Consider the following 17,877-nt stretch of genomic DNA (forward strand, 5'->3'; position numbering starts at 1 on the left):
TTGTTTTATTGCCTGAATGTTTTTTCGTAACGTCTCAGTTGAGAACTGGAAGCAAACCGATGAAGTGACGACAAGGAGAAGTTTTACACAATTATAAAAATGCTATCACCCTCAATTTTAGGGGAGTGGATTTACACGGCTACCATGCCGCAATAAATAGTGACGGCGGTTATCTTTTTTTGGCTGAAAAAGAGCCTGTTTTCATAGTCAGTGTCGGGAACACGCCGGGCAGGACCTGTCAAATGTAATTACACATGGAAATTAAAAATAGTTGTTAATGTGACATTCAGTGGTCGTGTCAAATCCACATCGTTTTGATGGCGACGAAATCTAACATTGTTAAATTCTGGATAGGTGCGTGGACGCACCGAGCAGGCGCGGCGCAGGCGCTATCGTGGCAAATCACACCACCGACAGGAGAAATACGATGAGAAAGATGATCATGATGGCGCTGGCTGGATTCGTCTGGCGTCAAATCCAGACTCGCATGAACAAGCGCGCTGCCACCCGCACGCCGCTTCGTCAGCACTAATCGGTGCAAACGACGCCTGCTGCGCCAACAGCCACCCGGCCTGGCCGGGTGGCTTACTGCCTTCGCCTTACAGCGCGCTGATTTTCCCTTCCACCAACGTGCTGCCATTGCCCAGATTGTCGTAATCGATCACCTGCGCCTTCGATGCGGGATCGTGATGCCAGATCTTCAAACCGAAACGCCCGTTTACTGTCTGCATCAGGAATTGATAGCCAGCTTTGCCATTGAGCTGGCCGTTACCAGCGTACTGGCCTGCAGCGCCCGCGGGCCGCAGCACGCGACTGCGAAAATTCAAGGTACCAGCCTGAAAATCGAGCTGACCAGGTAGCGCTGACTGCGCGCGCGGCGCCAGGAACTGGAAGTTTGCCTTGCCGGGGACAAGCTGCCCACCCTTGTGCGGCACTTGCCCGGCAATGAAGCCACCGGCGCCCACCGTGGTGCCAGCCCCGTCGTGAACCACCACCTTGCGGCTGACAGCAACGGTGCGGCCCGCAACGTCGCTCACCTGCGCGGTCACTGTGTAGATCCCTGGCCGGGTATAGACATGCTGACCCGTGCCGTTGCCACCGCCCGGATCAGCGCGCACGGCGCCCGCCTGCGATCCGCTGCCATCACCCCACGACCAGGTAAGGTGATGGCTGGCAGTGTTGTCGGCGCTGAAGGCCAGTGTGGCATCGAAGATGGTGCCGGCCTGAACCATGTCGGGGCCATTGACCGGACCCAGCGCGGGCGTGCCAGGGCAGCCGCAAACCGGCACCAGCAGTACCAGCCCGGCGTTGGAGGTGGCCACGATGGACCCGTTGTCGGAAATGGCGATGCCCGCTGACAGCACCAGGCCGGCCGGCGGCTTGCGCAGGCGCTTGTTGAGGTCGATCTTGCCAGTGCGCGCGGTCCACACATAGGCATGGAAATCGTCGCGCGTGGCTGCACCGCCGACCACCTGCCCTTTGGTATTGGCCGCCACCGCGCTGGAAACATCCCCACCAAACGTGCCCAGATTGATCAGCCCGCTCTCTCGGGTCCAGGTCATCCCCTTGTTGTAGGCCGTGTCGCTGGCCAGGACGCCGGTGATTTGACCGTTGGCACTCATGCTGTTCATCCAGGCGCCATCGAAGCCAAGGCTGCCAATGTCGCGCATGCCCTCGGCCCGGGTCCAGATAAAGACCCGCCCATTCGCACTGGCAGGAAAGTAATTGCCCGCCACCTGACCACTTGCACCCACGGCCACCGGTGCCGAATAGCGGGTGCCCAGTGTGTCAATGTCGACCAGGCCGGTCGCCCGCGTCCATGCGAAGGCGTGATAGTCAAAGGCGGGCGTCATGGAGGTGCCTGCGATGACACCGGCATCGTTGATGGCCGTGGCTTGGGAAACGCTGTCGGGCCCGCTGGTGAAAGCGCCCAGATCTTCGATCCCGGTGCTGTACGACCAGCGGTAGGCATGCGCATACTGGAACGCCGGTCCGGTCGAGTACCCAGCCACCACGCCCTTGTTGTTCATTGCCGGTTCCCAGGTTTCGTTATTGCCGGGTATCGCGCCCAGGTCCAGCATGCCTCGCGCCCGGCTCCAGACGAAGCTGCGCACCAGATGCGCCCCGTTGTACGACTGGCCCGCCACCACGCCCGAATTGCTGAGCGCGGTCGGTCGGGCAAAGTCGCCGCCCAGGGTGCCAATGTCCTGAAACCCGGTGCCGTCATAAAAGATGGTACGCGGCGGCGAATCGCGGTCCGCCGTGATCGAAAAGGCCACCTGCCCGCTGGCATTGATGTACGCGCCCACCGGATCGCCCGGGCCAAGATTGATGACCCGGTAGGTGGTGCCACTGGCTGCCGCTGGATCGGGGGCGGCCCAGGCACTGTTGCCCAGCGCCAGCGCCGCCAGCATGCCCAGGCAAGCCCGCGTGCCCGCACGACTTGCCAACGTCCATTGAGATCGATTCGCCATTTTTTGCTCCTGTAAAAGTGAGAGGTCAGCCCGGCAAAAACGCTCAGGTCATTGGCAGGCAGACCACCATGATCAGGTGGCGTGGGCCGCGCCGGCATGGCCGGGATCAAGCCATTCCACGGTTGGCGAGCACAGTTTTTCATGCATTACGTATGGAAATTGTCGCATTGTTGGTTTTAATCAACATGGATAATCGTGCAATATTGCAATATTTCTGCTAGAGTGGAACCGCTCCCATGCAGGAAGGGACCGTGCGGCTGCAGTTTTGACAACACCACCCCAGCGAAGGCAAATGACCATGGCACAGGCCAGATATTCCCCAACGTTCAAGGCAGGCAGAGCGCACAAACGCAGCTACCTGATCGCCCCGATTGTCCTGACATTGCTGCTTGGCGCATGCGGTGGCAGCAGCAACGAGCAAGGACAAAGCAAGCCAGTACTGCTGGCCACCAGCGCCGCTGCGGTGGAAACCTTGCTGACACCGGTAGGCGCCAGCGCCACCTCCAGCGAGCGCGGCGACCTGTCCGCCTCGGCGGCGGTCGACAACAATGACGCCACGCGCTGGGGCAGCGGCTTTTCGGATGATCAGGCCCTGACCATTGACCTGGGCAAATCGCAGAGCATCAACCGGGTCCGCATCAAATGGGAGAACGCGCACGCGCTCCAGTATTTGCTGCAAACGTCGGAAGACGGTGTCAACTGGACCACCATCAAGACCGTCAACGACAGCAAGGGTGGCACCGAAGACTGGAGCGGCCTCACTGGTCAGGGACGCTATCTGCGCATGCAGGGTGTGAAGCGCTCCTCGCAATACGGTTACTCCATATTCGAGATCCAGGCCTGGTCCGGCACCAGCGCCACACCGACGCCAACCCCGACCCCGACGCCCACACCAACGCCAACCCCGACGCCCACGCCGACACCCGATCCCACCCAGCCCGGGGTGGGCCTGAAACCGGTCAGCGCAAGCTCGTCCAAGCTGGAAAACGACGGCATGTCGGCCGCCATGACCATTGACGGCAAACTCAGTACACGCTGGGCCAGCGCCTTTGAAGACAGCGCCTGGATCCAGTACGACTTCGGCACCAAAACCGCCATCGGCTACATCAAGCTGCAATGGGAGAACGCGTACGGCAAGCAGTACGTGCTGCAAGTGTCGGACGATGGCGTGAACTGGTCGCAGCTGCGGTACGTGACCAATGGCCACGGCGGCACCGAAGAATTCTTCAACCTCGGCATCAACCACCGCTTTGTGCGCCTGCAGGGCATGAGCCGCGCCACCCAGTATGGTTACTCGCTGGTGGAAGTGGAATTCAAGTCGCCCGGCAGCGACAACTCCATTCCAAACCTGGCGACCTCGGTCCACCCCTTCCCCGCCGATGGCAGCGGTCTGACCCCGTTGCCGGCCGCGGCCCAGCCGCTCGAAACGCTGCAATTCACCTTGTCCGATGGGACCCTGGTGACCCGCTTCGGCGCGCGTGCACTGGCTCGCCATGGCCGCGAACGCGGTGAAGACTGGAATGAAATCGGCTACGGTCCAAATGAAACGATCGATGCCACCACCGGCCTGCCGGTCGACAAAGGACCGGGCAATTACCTGACCTTTGTGCCGCAGTACTTCAAGAACCGCACCTGGGGTTTCGAGATCATCGATAACAGCCGCGTGGCTGGCGTAACCAAGCCAACGCTGACGGTGAACCAGTACCCGCTGGTCGACTTCCTGCCAGGTGGCGTGGCCTTCTTCCGGGCCTTCGACCGTCCCGGCGTGACTGGCTACGGCTGGATGAACCCGGGCGAACTGGTGGACCGCAACGTCACCATCTGCAAACCCGTGCCCTACCCGGTCAACGGCAAGCTCAATAATGCCAGTGGCATCAATGGCGCCTGCACGCTGCTGGTCAAGAATTACCCTGGTCACGGCGACCTCGATGCAAACGGCTTCCCGAACGGTAAAAACGTCCCGGCACGGCCGCTGGTGGCAGGCGATATCATCGAAGTGTCGCCCTCCTTCTTCTCGACCAAGGAAGCCATGCTGGCCCGGGGCGACAGTGGCGGCATCCGCTACTACTCGGCTGAATGGATTTATGTTGTCGGCTCGGGCCTGAAGCCCTGGTACGGCGTGCAGCCGCGTTTGAATTCAGTGCCGCTGCCGGCCGAAACCCTGTCCGGCGGTCTGGGCTCGGTCTCGTACAACTACACCGACAACGGTCTGTTCATGTTCCAGCAGCCGCACAACAACGTCGGCATGCAGAACGTGCAGCGCTTTGTCGAAGGCCGCCGCCTGGTGCACACCAATTTTACGACGGGCGACCATAACGAAAACGGCAATGACCGCTACACTGCGGCTGTCGGTCTGCAAGGTCCGCGCTTCAACCAGAACGCTTGCATCGGCTGCCACGTGAACAACGGCCGCAGTTTCGCGCCAATCGCCCAGAACCAGCTGCTCGACACCATGTCGGTGCGGGTCGCGGCCAACGGCACGGGCGGCGTGCAATTGCCGCATCCGCGCTATGGCAGCGCTGTGCAAATGAACGCGGCGTCCGCCAGCGGCACGCCGGAAAACTGGGGCAACAACGTGCGTGTCGGCGGTTTCGAAACCCGTACCGCCAAACTGGCTGATGGCACGGTGGTCGAACTGCGCAAACCGTCGCTGGCGTTTGACGGACCGGTACCAGACGCCTACTCGCTGCGCGCAGCCCAGCCAATGATTGGCGCCGGCCTGCTCGAAGCCATTCCGGAAGCGGACATCCTGGCACGCGTGCGCGCCACGCCCGACGCGGACGGCGTCAAAGGGACTGCCAACTACGTGTTCGACCCTGAAAGCGGCGCCGTGCGCCTGGGCCGCTTCGGCTGGAAAGCGTCCAAGGCCAGCTTGCGCCACCAGAGCGCCGCTGCGCTGCTGCTGGACATGGGCGTGACCTCGCGCCTGTACCCGAACCGCGCCTGCGATCTGACGCCAGCCAAGTGCAGCACCCTGCCCGCGCAAAAAGGGATTTCGGACGCCGATCTGCAATCGATCACCAACTACCTGGCGCTGGTGGCAGTGCCGGCCCAGCGCAGCATCAGCAGTGGTTTCCCGAAAGGGGTGGCACCGCTGGACGAACACCGCGTCGATCCACCACAGATCGCCGCTGGCGCACGTATCTTCGCGGCCGCCCGCTGCACCGCCTGCCATACGGCCGAGATGAAAACCGGCTCGGGCCACTTGTTCGCCGAGCTGCGCGACCAGTCCATCAAACCGTACACGGACCTGCTGCTGCACGACATGGGCGCTGATCTGTCGGACAAGCTGGTCGAGGGCCAGGCCAGCGGCAATATGTGGCGCACCGCGCCGCTGTGGGGCATCGGCTATTCCGACAAAGTGATGGGCAACGCTGGCAAAGTCGGCTACCTGCACGATGGCCGCGCCCGCACGCTGACCGAAGCGGTCATGTGGCACGGCGGCGAAGCGGCCCGTTCGCGCCAGCGCTTTGAAGCCTTGTCCAAGGCGGACCGCGAGGCACTGCTGGCCTTCCTGAAGTCGCTGTAAACAATCTGCTGTACCGGCCGCGCCCCCACCAGGGCGCGGCCATGTCAATATCCAGTTCCCTTGCAGTCGATTCCGGTGTTAGCATAACGCTAATTTTTCACCAAGCCTGGTTCGATGCAAACACTGCCTGCCCTGCTCCTCCTGCTGTCGTTTGCCACCGCGGCCAATGCGGCCGACCCGCCTGCACCGCAAGGCAGCGACGCTGCGCCACGGGCGACGTTCGCGTTCCACAGCGCCTTTCTGATGAACTTGCATCACTTCCTGTATGACATGGCGGTCCACAAGGACAAGCTGACAGGTCTTGCGTGGCATGCCAAACCCAATCAGAAAGAGATGGCAGCACTGCAGAACGCCATCGCGTTTTACCGCGCCCGTTACGCAGACAAGTCCTTGCTGCACGACCCCGCAATGACCGCAATCAAACGCGCGCTGACGCTGGACGACGCCATCCGCAGCGCCAGCGGCCGCGGTCTGCCGGCAGAGTTGACGGCCCCCCTCAACCGCGCCGCGCCGGTGTATGCGCGCTGCCTGTGGCCCGCGCACGACCGCAGCAACCGCGACTGGATCGCCGCCGTGCGCAAGCTCGACGGCGCATATGGCGCGGCCATCCAGGCAGGCATCGAACGGCACCTGGGCGCCCCTTTTCCAGTGTCCGCCATTCGTGATGACGTGGTGTTCGACACCGGCACCCGTCAAGGCGCTTACACCGATGACCAAATCGTGATGCCGAGCAGCCGCAGCGAGTACCAGGACCTGGCAGCGCTGGAAATGCTGTATCACGAGGCCTCGCATACGACCGTGACGGCGGCACTGGAAGCGGCGCTCGATGCGCGCCTGAAGGCAGCCGGACGCGATCGCGATGCCGACTTGTGGCACGTTGCGCAGTTTTACACCGTGGGCGCGGTCACGCGCGAGGTGCTGGCACAAAGCGCCAGGCTGCCTTATGTGCCCTACGCTGACAAACGCGGCTTGTATGCTGGTCACTGGGCGCCTTTCATGCCAGCCATTGAAGCGGGCTGGGTGCCGCACATGCAAGGCAAGCTCGATCTGGCGGCAGCGGCCGACGTGATGGTCAGCAGCCTGCCACCGGCCCGCGCGGAGGAAACCCTGTCTGCCGTCAAAGACGTGGCAAGCAGCTGGCTGGTGTCAATGGATGGCGGTGACTACGGCAAAAGCTGGGATGAGGCGTCAACGTTCCTGAAGCACGATTTCAGCAGGGAGTACGCGCAATCGACCTTTCAGTCCCTGCGCGGCCCACTTGGGCAGCTGGTAACGCGCACCTTCCTGTCCGGCGAACTGATCAAGGTGCCGGATGGGGACTGCTTTCATTTGCAGTTCAATTCCCGCTTTACGAATGAAGAGGCGGTGATCGAAACGGTGGAACTGCTGCGTGAAAAAACCGGCGAATGGAAAGTGTCTTTGTGGGCGCAACGCCCCGCCAAACGGAATTAATACACAGAGAAACGGAAGACCAATGAACTGGATGAACAAACTGGCCCTGGCCAGCGCTATTGCGCTGGGCATCTGCGCCAACAGTAGCGCCGCCGCATGGGAAGGCGAATTTCACTCGCCTTACGAAAAGAAGAATGGCAAAACCGTGTTCTGGGTATTTAAAACCAGCTGCAACGGCGAGGCAGACTGCACCATCTCTTCCCGCAGAATGGTCGACGGAAAATACCTGGCGCCAACGGAGTATGAACCGGACACGCCCCCGACGGCGCTGGTACCCGATCCGCAAGTGACCAGATCACTGCGCTTCAGCGCAGCGGACGCGAAAGAGTGGGACAAGACGGACAATGGGGGGCGCGACTATTACAACCCAGCGGTCTACCCGCAAATTGGCGACCCTGCCCACGTGCTTGAATGCCGCGCCGCCGTGGCCGAAATGGTGGCCCTGTGCCGTCTGGACGCGGCGCGCATCGATGTCGGCAAGGGCCAGATGTCGGAATGGGTGCTGCTGGTGGCCGATATGTCTTCCGGCAGCGGCTGCCCTGGCCATGGCTCGGTCTGCCCTCAATTCCTCGTCAAGAAATAAGATCAGGCTGCCGCAGAGGCGGGCGTGCCGTCCTTGGCCTGCTGCGGCATGTTGCGAACATACCGCAGATCGCTGGCCAGACGTCCCAGGAGGCACCCATTGAAGATGCCCAGCAAGGCGCAGACCAGCGCCACGAACAGGGGGTTCTGGCTCGCCTGGGGCTGCACAGCGAAGACAATGGCTGTCACATACTTGGTCAGAAAAATCGCCATCATCAATGCAAATGGCAAAAAGCTGCCGCGTACCAGGACAAGCCCTGCCGTGCTGCCGCTGGTCAGCCGCGTGCCGCCGAATTTGAACACCAGAACCGTCAGACACGCGGCGCCGGCTGTCCATGCTGCCAGAGGAAGCAGTTCAACGCCGAATCGCGCGACAATGCTCTGCAATGCCAGCGCCAGCATGATGACCGGAATGATGAACAGCTTGCCGATGCTAATTTCCCGGTCGCGCATGGCTATCACGCCGCGCAATACCAGGAAAGCAAGAATGGCCCACACGTAGACGGGGGTGTTGGTCAGGATCTGTTGCAGCATGATGGGCTTTCGCAAAAGTGGTGAAGTGCAGCCACTGTGCCAGCAGCGCCCATGTGCCGGAAACGTTTGCGACGAATTGACGCGCGACGGCGCCAGTTGCAGCGTGCCGGCGCCAACTGCAGCGCTGTTCGGCATGCACAGGCATCGTCCCGCGAGGAGTATGATGGGCAGAATGAGCCGGCACCGGATTGCCTTGTTGATTGCTGCATGCCTGATGTTGGCAAGCAGGAGCGCCTGCGCACTCAGCCAGGACGAGGTGGTGGCGGGCGCCGAAAAGCTCTACCGCACCAGGGTGAGCGAACTGGCGCAGGCGCGCATGCTGGACCAGGACCGGCACTTCCTTGCGCGTGTGCAAGCCATCGTGCAAACGCTGGCGCGCCAGGCGCAGCGCGATGATCCAGGCGCCCAGGCCATTGCCTGGGAAGTGCATATCAGCAGCGATACCGACGAGAACGCTTCATGCATGGCGGGCGGGAAGATGTTGCTTGGCCAGCCTTATAGCGAGCGGCTAGGCTTGAACGACGCGGAGCTGGCCATGATCCTGAGCCACGAGATGCAACACGCGATCCTGTTGCACAATCTGGCGGAATACCAGGAAGCGATCCGCCTGGCGCCCGCCTGGCGCGAACGCCCCTTCTCTGCACTGGAAGACGCGGTCGACAATGACACGCGGCTCATGACCCAATTGGCCAGCATCAATCTGGAGCAGGAAGTTCAGGCCGACCAGGCCGGCCTGCTGATGGCCTGGCGCGCGGGTTGGCGCGCCAGCCACCTGGCCGGCTACTACCGCAAGCTGGAGCAAGCCAGTCCCATGAGCCGCACCGGCAGCCCGACCCATCCCGCGCCCCTGCAACGCTGGCGCGCGGCACGGCAGCTGGCTGCACGCCTGGATGCCGCGCACGACGGCGCACAGGCTAGCGGCGGGCTGCGGGAGGCAAGGCGGGACTGAACCTCAGCTGCTTCAGCGTGATCGCGCCTTTGCCGCTGGACCATCCGCCGAGGCCGAAGGAAATACTGGTGGCCCCGCCCTTCCAATAGAAATACTTCACGATCGTTTTGTTATGCGCTTGCGAGGTCGGAATGGCTAGCACCATCACCTTGCCGTGCAGCGAAATGTGCGCAGCGTGCTGAACCGGCTCTGCCGCAGCGACTTCCCAGTCCAGGGTCGCACGCATTTGATAGTAGCCGGCAGGCAGGTCGACTGTTTGCGAGACCAGCGCCGCGTCTGTGTAGGTTGCCGAGCCCACGCGTCTCCCGGCCACGTCAAAGTCGGCATTCCCGAACGTGGTGAAGGTCAAGCGTGTTTCGTCCAGCACGGGCGGCAGCACCGTCACCGCGATGTTCGCGGGCAGCACGTACTGTGCCTGCAGCGCCGGATTCTGACTCAACACGTCCTGCATCGAAATGGCGGCCGCGTCCTTGATGCGGGACCCGCGCACTGCACGCTGCATCTCGCCATACGGCGTGGCCAGTCCGGCGAGCAAGAGCAAGACCAGCGGTATGGTGCGCCAACTGTGCGCGGCGCAGACCAGCGCTTGCGCGCACAGCAAAGCCAGCACCGCCAGCGACGGGATCGAGGCGCGCATCAGCAAATCATTGTAGGCGCCGCCACTGAACACACTTAGCAGCAACATAAAGCTGCAGAGAATGGCCACAATGCCCTTGCTGGCCGGGCGCAGCAACACCAGCGCGCATGCCAGCAGCAGGAATTCGAGCAGCACAAAGAGCACCCATACCACAGGTGAAAAGGCGTGCTTGTACCAGATCACATCAGGCGCATTCCACACGAAGCCGAACGGAATACCGCCCGCGCCCTGCGTCAGGAACAGGGCGCCAAGGACCAGCAGCACGGGCGCGGCAATCATGTTCGAGCGCGAAAAGAGCGCACGTACCCCAGTCGTGGCGCTTGCCCACAATAGCAGGGGCAGCAAGCCGATCGCGACAAAAGGCGACCAGATTGCTGCTGCCGCACCGATCACGCCGGCATTGCGCACCCCCTGATGGGGAAAGCGGAACAGCAAGAGCGCGCCGAGCCAGCCGGCAATGGCGTGCTGGGGTGTCCAGAACAGGCTGGTGACCGCTGAGGGCAATTCGCCAAAATAGCTCCACCACTCGATGTGCATGGACGGCATCGGGCTGGATGGAAAGGCACCTGTAAAGTAAGTCCCGACAATGTCAGCGCCGCTAAACAGCACAAAAATGAGCCCAAGCATGAGCGCGGCGCGGCTAGAGCGCGCTCTGGCATCAAATGCCAACAGCAAGCTCAGGTAGCAGCCAAGCGTGGTCCATGCAAAGATTGCCAGCGGCAAGACGGTGGCGCCGAAACACTTGGCAGCCAGGGCCGGCACCACATAGTACGCCAGCGAATAGCGCAAGGTCGCCATGCCATCGGCCACCAGGAACTGTGGCGGCCAGGCCTGCTCGCCCAGGGCATTGAAAATCGCGTAGTGCTTGTACCAGTCGATGTTTTCAGCAAAAGGCGGCATGGCGCCCGACATCCATGCCAGGATTATCGCCAGCAAAAGATAGGGCCAGGTACGGACCAGCGCACTGAGATTGAACGATGGGATCTGGCCCAACCGCCAGCCAGTCCAGAGGATTGCTGCAGTGGCAGCACCGGCCACCAGGATGGGGTAGCGGGTGAAGCAGGCCAGCACGATTGCAGACGGCAGCAACAAATACAGGAATGCCACCATAAAAGGCCAGGTAACCGCCGTCTGCGCGGCGTGCCATGCTTTACCGTCTTGCGCCTGCTGTGCGGCGTCTGTCCCCACATCTGCTGTCGTTTCGGTCGTACTGGGGTGCCACATTGATAACATTATGTCGAAGAGTATAAGACGGCGCCCATGCGCAAGGGGAGAAGCGTACCACGCCAGGACGCACATTTGCCATCAGGGAAATGCCGCAGCGGCCGGCGCTGCGGACACGCCGTCTGCGCGAACCCTACTTGCGGTGCAGCGCCTGGCGCGACAACTTGCGCTGCTCGGCCTTGGCCCAGCGCGCACGTTGTTCATCATTGGCCGGTTCCAGCGTCGGAACGCGGACAGGTCTGCGTTCGGAATCGACCGCGACCATGGTGAAGTAGCAGCTATTGGCGTGACGAACGGTACGCTGCTGAATGTTTTCAGTCACCACGCGGATGCCCACTTCCATCGAACTGTTGCCTGTGTAATTGATCGAAGCGAGGAAGGTCACCAGTTCGCCCACATGGATCGGCTGCAAGAACATGACCTGATCCACCGACAGCGTCACCACATAGCTGCCGGAGTAGCGGCTGGCGCACGCGTAGGCAACGCTGTCGAGGTATTTCAGAATCGTCCCGCCGTGCACATTGCCGGAAAAATTGGCCATGTCCGGCGTCATCAAGACCGTCATCGTCAATTCATTGGCCAGCCAGCCACGCGGTGTCGGCTGTTCGGTTTGCGTGTCGCTCATGTGGCCCCTTCGTCAGCGGTGTTCGATTCGGTAGTGCAATTCTAGCCGAAGACAGGCACAACACTTGCCGATCATCATTTGACAGCGGCAAATAGAATCTGTATTCTATTTGGATGGTCAGACTCGCTAAATTTTCCGAAGACAGCATCATCCAGGCGTCGATCGAGGTGGTCGCGCATTGTGGCGTGAGCGCGGTATCGATTGCCGCCATTGCCAGCAAGGCTGGCGCCCCCACCGGCTCGGTTTATCACCGCTTCGAGTCACGCGGCGCCATCCTGGCCCGCTCCTGGCTGCGCGTGAAGGCCGACTTCCGTACCGAGGTCGCGTGTCACTGGTCGGACGGACAGACCTGGTCAGCCGTCTCGGCATTATTGGGATGGTGCCGCCGGAAACCGCTGTACGCCAAGTTTCTGCTGCAATGCGAGGACTTCCCCGTATTTAACGAGCCCTTGTCTGGCGAACTCCATGCCGCACTCGAAGCCGAGCAGGACGCACTGGACCTGTGTTTCCGGCAGTGCCTGCGCGAGCTGCAAAAACAGGGCCTGGACAGCGACGGTGACGCGGAAGCGGTGTTGCGCTTTACCTTGTTCGCATCGCCCATTGCCATGATCAAACCCTACCTGCTGCAAGACTTGCCTGTTCCAGCGCGCATCGACGACGTCCTGCGTGCATCGCACGATGCCGTACTGGCTTCCCTGGCCGCCGAAACGGCCTCACTTTAAGATCAACACGGATGCGACTTTCTACTCAAAAAGATTACGGCAAACCGATCCGGCTGCACGATGCCGAGCATTTCGAACACATGCGTATCGCCGGCCGCATTGCCGCGGACACGCTGGACCACATTGCACCGTACGTGCGCCCCGGCATCACCACGGCCGAGCTGGACCGCATTTGCGAAGCCTTCATGCGCGCTGCCGGCAGCATACCGGCGACCATTGATTACCACGGCTACAAGCACGCCAGCTGCATTTCGGTCAATCACGTGGTCACCCACGGCGTGCCATCGGAAACCAAGGTGTTGAAGGCGGGCGACATCGTCAACATTGACGTCACGCCCAAGATTGAAGGCAACTGGCACGGCGACACCAGCCGCACCTTCATGGTGGGCGAGGTCTCAATTCTGGCCGCACGCCTGGTCGACGTGGCGTACAAAGCCATGATGGCCGGCGTGGCGCTGGTCAAGCCAGGCACCACCCTGGGCGACATTGGTGCGGAAATCGACAGCGTGATCCGCGCGGCCCGTTTCTCGTCGGTACGCGATTTTTGCGGGCATGGCGTGGGCCAGATTTTTCATGACACGCCGCAAGTGGTCCACCAGGGCAAGCGCGGCACCGGCATCGTGCTGGAGCCAGGCATGTTCTTCACCATCGAGCCGATGGTCAATGCCGGCGGCTACCAGGTGAAAGTCCTGGGTGACAAATGGACCACGGTGACCAAAGACCATTCCCTGTCGGCACAGTTCGAACACACGGTGGGCGTCACCGAAGATGGCGTGGAGATCTTTACCTTGTCTGCCAAAGAAAGAGCTGAACGCCAATAACACGCGTCGAAGCCAGCCTTACTTGCCTGCGCGCGCTTTTTCGATCGCGGCAATGTCGATCTTTTTCATGGTCATCATGGCCTGGAAGGCGCGGCTGGCCACGGCAGGATCTTTGTCGGTGATGGCCTCGACCAGGACGCGCGGCGTGATCTGCCAGGACAAACCCCAGCGGTCCTTGCACCAGCCGCACTCGCTTTCCTGGCCGCCATTGCTGACAATGGCGTTCCACAAGCGGTCCGTCTCGGCCTGGTCATCAGTGGCGATCTGGAAGGAAAACGCTTCGCTGTGCTTGAAATGGGGTCCGCCGTTCAAGCCGATGCACGGGATGCCAGCGACCGTGAATTCCACCGTCAGCACATCGCCCTGCTTGCCATCAGGATAGTCACCTGGCGCGCGGTGGATCGCATGCACTGCACTGTCAGGAAAAGTTTCGGCATAAAATCGGGCGGCGTCCACCGCATCGCGTTCGTACCACAGGCAAATCGTGTTCTTGCTGGTCATTTTCGGTCTCCTCAAGTTTGCAATGCAGGACCTCGGCCCAGCAGTGTCGCATATCCCACCACACCGTCGCGCACCGGATCAGGGTGTCGGCGGTGGCGGCGCCACCGGCCCGGGCGGAACCGGAACGGCAGGCACACTCGGCGCCGGGGTACCTACCGTGATGGTAGTCTCGGCAAAGTTACTCGCATTTCCCGCGCGCACAGTTACCGTGCCTGCCTGCGTGCCGGGGGTGAACACGCCCCGCTGCGTAATGCTGCAGCCCAGGTTCGGCGAACGAACGCTGAAGACCGTACTGGACCTGCCGCCCTCTTTCTCGACCGTCACAGTCGACGTGGTGGGCGTGGGCCGGGGCCCGCCGCGCACGCGCGCTGGCGTGACTGGCACGGCATTGGGCGTGGCGACAATATTGCGGAACACGGCCGGCCCGACGTAATCTTCGACCACCTCGGGGCCGGTCGCGCCTGGATTGGCGCTGGTGACGGCCTTGATGTGACCGCCCCGCTCTTCCAATGCGCGCCGGTGGGTCGTGCGCGCCACCGGCGTGGCGCCGTAGGTCCGGCTGGGATAGCTCAGATTGTGGAAAGTCTGCACGATCAAACTGGCTTGCGGCAGTGTGAGGGCGGGCGTCGGATTGGACGCGTTCATCACGAATGGCCCGGCGTCGACATTGTGGCCGAAGCTGACATGATCGAGTGCGACCATGGTGGCCGACGCATTGAGGTCCCAGCCTTTGGTCGCATCGTCCGGATCGTGGATGCCCACCACCAGCGGGCCAAACGGGGTCTGCACCGTGAGCTGCTGGCCTACCCCGCCGTCAAAGCGCTCGTTGACATGGGCACGGTTGAGCGTGCTGGCAGTCCCAGCGGCGGTAAACGTCTGAAAGAAATGGCCGCCGTAGAGGCCGCGCGCGTTGGCGGCAGTACCAGTCGTGCCGCCAATTCCGGTGGGAATGGCCGTGAATGTGAACGGCGCAGTTCGCATGGAGGTTGCCGTATCGCCGTTCGGCAGAGTCAGCAACTGATTTACCACGACGTGGGCTGTGCCCCCTGGCTGCGCCGCGGCCACCGTGATGATCCCTGCGGCGTCGATCGTCGTGCCGGTATCGATTGCCGCCGTGTCACCCACCAGGGAAAAGGTCAGGCCGCTTGCGCTGGCTGGCGTGGTCACGGTATTGAACGCCAGCCCCGCTTCCGGCGGCACGGTCACGCGCCGCTCATTGACCGTGGCATCCGTGAGCTGGCCCGCTGCCCCGGGGGTGCGAAACAGCGCAGGCGCGGCCGCCGGCGCTGGACTGGATGGCGCCAGCTGGCCGTCGGATACCGCCACCGCGTGCCGCTCGGCGGGCTCGCCAGGCGTACTGATCCGCAAATCGCCTGTAGGTGCCGCGGCGCCTTGCGGCGCGGCTGCGGCATGGGTCAGCTCATGCGTGAGCAAACGACGCCCTTGCGCCGATGCGGGATCGAAACGCCCCGCAGAAAACACGATCTGCCGCCCGACCGTATAGGCATCGGCGGCAACGGCCTGCGCCGACGCGCTGGCGCTGGCATCGGTGTGGATACGCACATCGGCAAATTGATGGCCAAGCATCGTCTCGGCCTCGCGCCGCACCTCCAGCGGCAGTGGCCGGCCCTGTCCGCGCAAGACCTCGTGCACCAGGGCGGGCGCGATCGCGGGCCCGGCACCGGCCGCGTGACGATGCAAGGTATGGGAGCGTGGGGTGACAGGTATACGGCTGAAATCAAACGGCGCTGGTGGTTCTGCCATTGTGTGGGCGCTGGTGTACTGGCTGGCGACTGGCGGCGCCGCTACAGGCTGCGCTGCGGATACCGGTTTCGGCGCGTGGATGCGCATCGCTGAACTCCCTGGGTGGATCGTTCAATCTTCCGCAGGCAAAATCCGGATCATGTCCCGAAGGTTGCGATCAGCGCCGGCGCCTAAACCTTTACATTAAAGCAAAACTTTGCCGATGGCTAGCAGTTCGTGGTCAGCGCTGCTGCTTGCGGCCCTTGGACCAATAGGAAAACGCTTCTTCATAGACTTCGACGTCGATCTCGGCAACGCGCTCCTGCAGCTTGCCTTGTACATCCGCCACGGCCTTGTTGTACACCACGGGCCCAATCTCCGTCAAAAAAAACGACAGCAGGGAGCCTGCCTCCAGGCTGCCGACCGGCTCGTCCATGTTTTCGGTGAAGTAGCGTTGAATGGACGCGATCGCCTGCTTGGTCGCGTCGGAAGAAATGTCGATGGGCATGTGCGGCTCGGTTGTTCGTCAGGAAAAACCGATTGTGCCCCGTTCGCCTGCAAAGAACCAGTCTAGGCAAGTGGAAAAATTTCTGAGCAAATCACCTCCGCGATACGGCCCTGCAAGCAGCAGGACCGCACCCCGGCAAGTTACGGATTGATCAGCGGTCCAACGCCATTGGCGAAAGGCCAGCCTTGCGCTTCATCGGTATTGATCTGCCAGTCGAAACCACCGCGAATGTCGGGATGGTTGGCCTTGACCTGCTTCCAGGTGGTGATTGCCTGCTCACGCGTCATGTAATTGGTGACGTTGTTGATGCCGAAACCGACCACAACACGGTTCGCGCCCAGCAGATTGACCCACTGGCGGACATTGTCGACCACATAGGCAGGCTGGTTCAGGCCGGGGCCGTCGTAATACTGCGGCGCGGCATAGTCAAGCGCACCGGCGGCGACCATCGCACGGCAGAATTCCTTGTCCACATTATTCCAAGGCGCGGGTGGCGCGGAAATGATAAAGCCGGGGAACAGGCGTTTGAGTTCCAGGCTGATCCAGATCATTTCGCTGGTGTCCGGTGCCTGGCTGCCTTCAAAGGTGTTCCAGTCCATGCCGTCAATCCCGCCCAGCTGGCGATAGATTGCCGCGATGCTGTTGACGAAGGTCTGCGATTTGGCACGGTTGGGGAAGCTCATGCCGTTACCGGCGCCGCCGACGGACAGAATGATCTTGCGGCCCTGCGTGCTGCGCGCGTACTGGATATCGGCATTCAGATTGCTGGCAGCGCCGCGGCCATTGCCTGGCGCGCTCCACGTGACAGCGCCGGTGGTGCCTGGCGCACCGCCGACCGGGGTGGCTGCAAACAGGTAAATCAGGTTGTAGCGCGGGTTAATGTCGCGAATGCGCAGCGGCGACGGCGTCCAGTTTGGATAGTAGCCGGCAACGATCTTCTTGGCGCTCGGCACAACACAGCTGAATGGCTGCCAGTACCAGGTGGAGATGGTCGGCGTGGTGCCGTCGCTGCCATTGCCGGCCACCTGCACGACTTTGTAATACTGGCCGTTCGGCTGGTACAGCACAACGGTGCCGAGCGGATAGTTAATGCCGGGCGCCCAAATCACCGCATTGCAGCCGGCCGCTGCCGCCGTGCTTGCGCCTGCGGCCAGATCAACGCTTGTGCCGGCAGCGGCGGCAACCGCGCTCGACTCCACCCTCGCCTTCTGAATCGGGGCGTTGGCGCTCTTTGGATCGTCTTGCGATCCACCACAAGCGATCAGGAGTGCGCCCATCACTGCCATGCCCAGGTAAGTGCGTATTTTTCTCATTTTGACTCCGTGAAAACAACGATTGATCAGAATATGGAACCGATTCCATTTCTGCAGTATCACTGTCTATTTCAGCTCGGTCAACGGGCGCGCAGGCAAGATAAATTGGGGGATAGGAAGAAAAGATGGAGGCAGAGTACTGGACTTGATTTTCTGGTATCGCAGGAAAAGGCCAGCAGGAATTGAACAAAAAGAAAGCGACAGGACCACTTGCAAGATTGGCCTGGCACTTGAGTCATTTCACGAGGCGCTCCCTGCCCCAC

The 17,877-nt window shown here is 61.8% G+C and carries 14 protein-coding genes; 6 read left to right on the forward strand and 8 right to left on the reverse strand.

Going from position 1 to position 17,877, the window contains the following annotated elements:
- Nucleotides 1-599: 599 nt before the first annotated feature.
- Entirely contained in the window at nt 600-2,474 is a 1,875-nt protein-coding gene (locus tag BUC24_RS13930; RefSeq protein ID WP_083598918.1) for a PKD domain-containing protein, read from the reverse strand.
- A 298-nt stretch (nt 2,475-2,772) separates the two neighbouring features.
- On the opposite strand from BUC24_RS13930, the gene BUC24_RS13935 reads away from it, so the two are divergent.
- The 3 genes from BUC24_RS13935 to BUC24_RS13945 all read left to right on the forward strand — a co-directional run bounded on the left by BUC24_RS13935 (nt 2,773) and on the right by BUC24_RS13945 (nt 8,038).
- Nucleotides 2,773-6,003, forward strand: a complete 3,231-nt coding sequence (locus BUC24_RS13935; RefSeq protein ID WP_083599014.1) for a di-heme oxidoredictase family protein — start codon at nt 2,773-2,775, stop codon at nt 6,001-6,003.
- A 114-nt stretch (nt 6,004-6,117) separates the two neighbouring features.
- Entirely contained in the window at nt 6,118-7,455 is a 1,338-nt protein-coding gene (locus BUC24_RS13940; RefSeq protein ID WP_073217128.1) for a DUF4019 domain-containing protein, read from the forward strand.
- Nucleotides 7,456-7,477: 22 nt separating this feature from the next.
- Nucleotides 7,478-8,038, forward strand: a complete 561-nt coding sequence (locus BUC24_RS13945; protein ID WP_073217131.1) for a hypothetical protein — start codon at nt 7,478-7,480, stop codon at nt 8,036-8,038.
- A 2-nt stretch (nt 8,039-8,040) separates the two neighbouring features.
- On the opposite strand, the gene BUC24_RS13950 is transcribed toward BUC24_RS13945, so the two are convergent.
- On the reverse strand, nt 8,041-8,571 hold the full coding sequence (locus BUC24_RS13950) for a DUF6622 family protein (protein ID WP_083598919.1): 531 nt from the start codon (nt 8,569-8,571) through the stop codon (nt 8,041-8,043).
- Between the two features lie 172 nt (nt 8,572-8,743).
- On the opposite strand from BUC24_RS13950, the gene BUC24_RS13955 reads away from it, so the two are divergent.
- Nucleotides 8,744-9,520 (forward strand): M48 family metalloprotease, encoded by a 777-nt coding sequence (locus BUC24_RS13955; RefSeq protein ID WP_073217137.1) that lies wholly within the window; start codon nt 8,744-8,746, stop codon nt 9,518-9,520.
- Here BUC24_RS13955 and BUC24_RS13960 read toward each other — a convergent pair.
- Together BUC24_RS13960 and BUC24_RS13965 are read right to left on the reverse strand one after the other, a co-directional pair.
- The gene (locus tag BUC24_RS13960; RefSeq protein ID WP_143167513.1) at nt 9,486-11,345 is read right to left on the reverse strand and encodes a hypothetical protein; all 1,860 of its coding nucleotides are present in this window, start codon (nt 11,343-11,345) and stop codon (nt 9,486-9,488) included. The two genes, BUC24_RS13955 and BUC24_RS13960, sit on opposite strands and share 35 nt — an antisense overlap.
- 169 nt (nt 11,346-11,514) lie before the next feature.
- A complete protein-coding gene (locus BUC24_RS13965; protein ID WP_073217143.1) occupies nt 11,515-12,006 on the reverse strand; it encodes an acyl-CoA thioesterase in 492 nt (163 codons plus the stop codon).
- A 113-nt stretch (nt 12,007-12,119) separates the two neighbouring features.
- Here BUC24_RS13965 and BUC24_RS13970 point away from each other — a divergent pair, with 113 nt between their 5' ends.
- Nucleotides 12,120-12,728, forward strand: coding sequence for a TetR/AcrR family transcriptional regulator (locus tag BUC24_RS13970; protein WP_073217146.1), 609 nt, complete (start codon nt 12,120-12,122; stop codon nt 12,726-12,728).
- Nucleotides 12,729-12,739: 11 nt separating this feature from the next.
- Nucleotides 12,740-13,549, forward strand: coding sequence for a type I methionyl aminopeptidase (map, locus tag BUC24_RS13975; protein WP_073217149.1), 810 nt, complete (start codon nt 12,740-12,742; stop codon nt 13,547-13,549).
- An 18-nt stretch (nt 13,550-13,567) separates the two neighbouring features.
- Here the strand turns inward: map and BUC24_RS13980 are convergent, their stop codons facing one another.
- The 4 genes from BUC24_RS13980 to BUC24_RS13995 form a co-directional block, all read right to left on the reverse strand.
- Complete coding sequence (locus tag BUC24_RS13980) at nt 13,568-14,050, reverse strand: VOC family protein (RefSeq protein ID WP_073217151.1); 483 nt, start codon at nt 14,048-14,050, stop codon at nt 13,568-13,570.
- 78 nt (nt 14,051-14,128) lie between these two features.
- A complete protein-coding gene (locus BUC24_RS13985) occupies nt 14,129-15,901 on the reverse strand; it encodes an eCIS core domain-containing protein (protein WP_073217154.1) in 1,773 nt (590 codons plus the stop codon).
- A gap of 133 nt (nt 15,902-16,034) precedes the next feature.
- A complete protein-coding gene (locus tag BUC24_RS13990) occupies nt 16,035-16,301 on the reverse strand; it encodes a DUF2164 domain-containing protein (protein WP_073217157.1) in 267 nt (88 codons plus the stop codon).
- 140 nt (nt 16,302-16,441) lie between these two features.
- Nucleotides 16,442-17,614, reverse strand: a complete 1,173-nt coding sequence (locus BUC24_RS13995; protein WP_229448215.1) for a glycosyl hydrolase family 18 protein — start codon at nt 17,612-17,614, stop codon at nt 16,442-16,444.
- Nucleotides 17,615-17,877: the final 263 nt, after the last annotated feature.

This window comes from Massilia sp. CF038 (genome assembly GCF_900129765.1).
Lineage (GTDB): Bacteria > Pseudomonadota > Gammaproteobacteria > Burkholderiales > Burkholderiaceae_D > Telluria_A.

Excerpts from the sequence above, each read along its gene's own strand:
- BUC24_RS13965 (WP_073217143.1), bottom strand. The coding sequence starts at position 12,006 with ATGAGCGACACGCAAACCGAACAGCCGACACCGCGTGGCTGGCTGGCC.
- BUC24_RS13950 (WP_083598919.1), bottom strand. The coding sequence starts at position 8,571 with ATGCTGCAACAGATCCTGACCAACACCCCCGTCTACGTGTGGGCCATT.
- BUC24_RS13930 (WP_083598918.1), bottom strand. The coding sequence starts at position 2,474 with ATGGCGAATCGATCTCAATGGACGTTGGCAAGTCGTGCGGGCACGCGG.
- BUC24_RS13985 (WP_073217154.1), bottom strand. The coding sequence starts at position 15,901 with ATGCGCATCCACGCGCCGAAACCGGTATCCGCAGCGCAGCCTGTAGCG.
- BUC24_RS13955 (WP_073217137.1), top strand. The coding sequence starts at position 8,744 with ATGAGCCGGCACCGGATTGCCTTGTTGATTGCTGCATGCCTGATGTTG.
- BUC24_RS13945 (WP_073217131.1), top strand. The coding sequence starts at position 7,478 with ATGAACTGGATGAACAAACTGGCCCTGGCCAGCGCTATTGCGCTGGGC.
- BUC24_RS13980 (WP_073217151.1), bottom strand. The coding sequence starts at position 14,050 with ATGACCAGCAAGAACACGATTTGCCTGTGGTACGAACGCGATGCGGTG.
- BUC24_RS13935 (WP_083599014.1), top strand. The coding sequence starts at position 2,773 with ATGGCACAGGCCAGATATTCCCCAACGTTCAAGGCAGGCAGAGCGCAC.
- BUC24_RS13990 (WP_073217157.1), bottom strand. The coding sequence starts at position 16,301 with ATGCCCATCGACATTTCTTCCGACGCGACCAAGCAGGCGATCGCGTCC.
- BUC24_RS13940 (WP_073217128.1), top strand. The coding sequence starts at position 6,118 with ATGCAAACACTGCCTGCCCTGCTCCTCCTGCTGTCGTTTGCCACCGCG.
- map (WP_073217149.1), top strand. The coding sequence starts at position 12,740 with ATGCGACTTTCTACTCAAAAAGATTACGGCAAACCGATCCGGCTGCAC.
- BUC24_RS13970 (WP_073217146.1), top strand. The coding sequence starts at position 12,120 with ATGGTCAGACTCGCTAAATTTTCCGAAGACAGCATCATCCAGGCGTCG.
- BUC24_RS13995 (WP_229448215.1), bottom strand. The coding sequence starts at position 17,614 with ATGAGAAAAATACGCACTTACCTGGGCATGGCAGTGATGGGCGCACTC.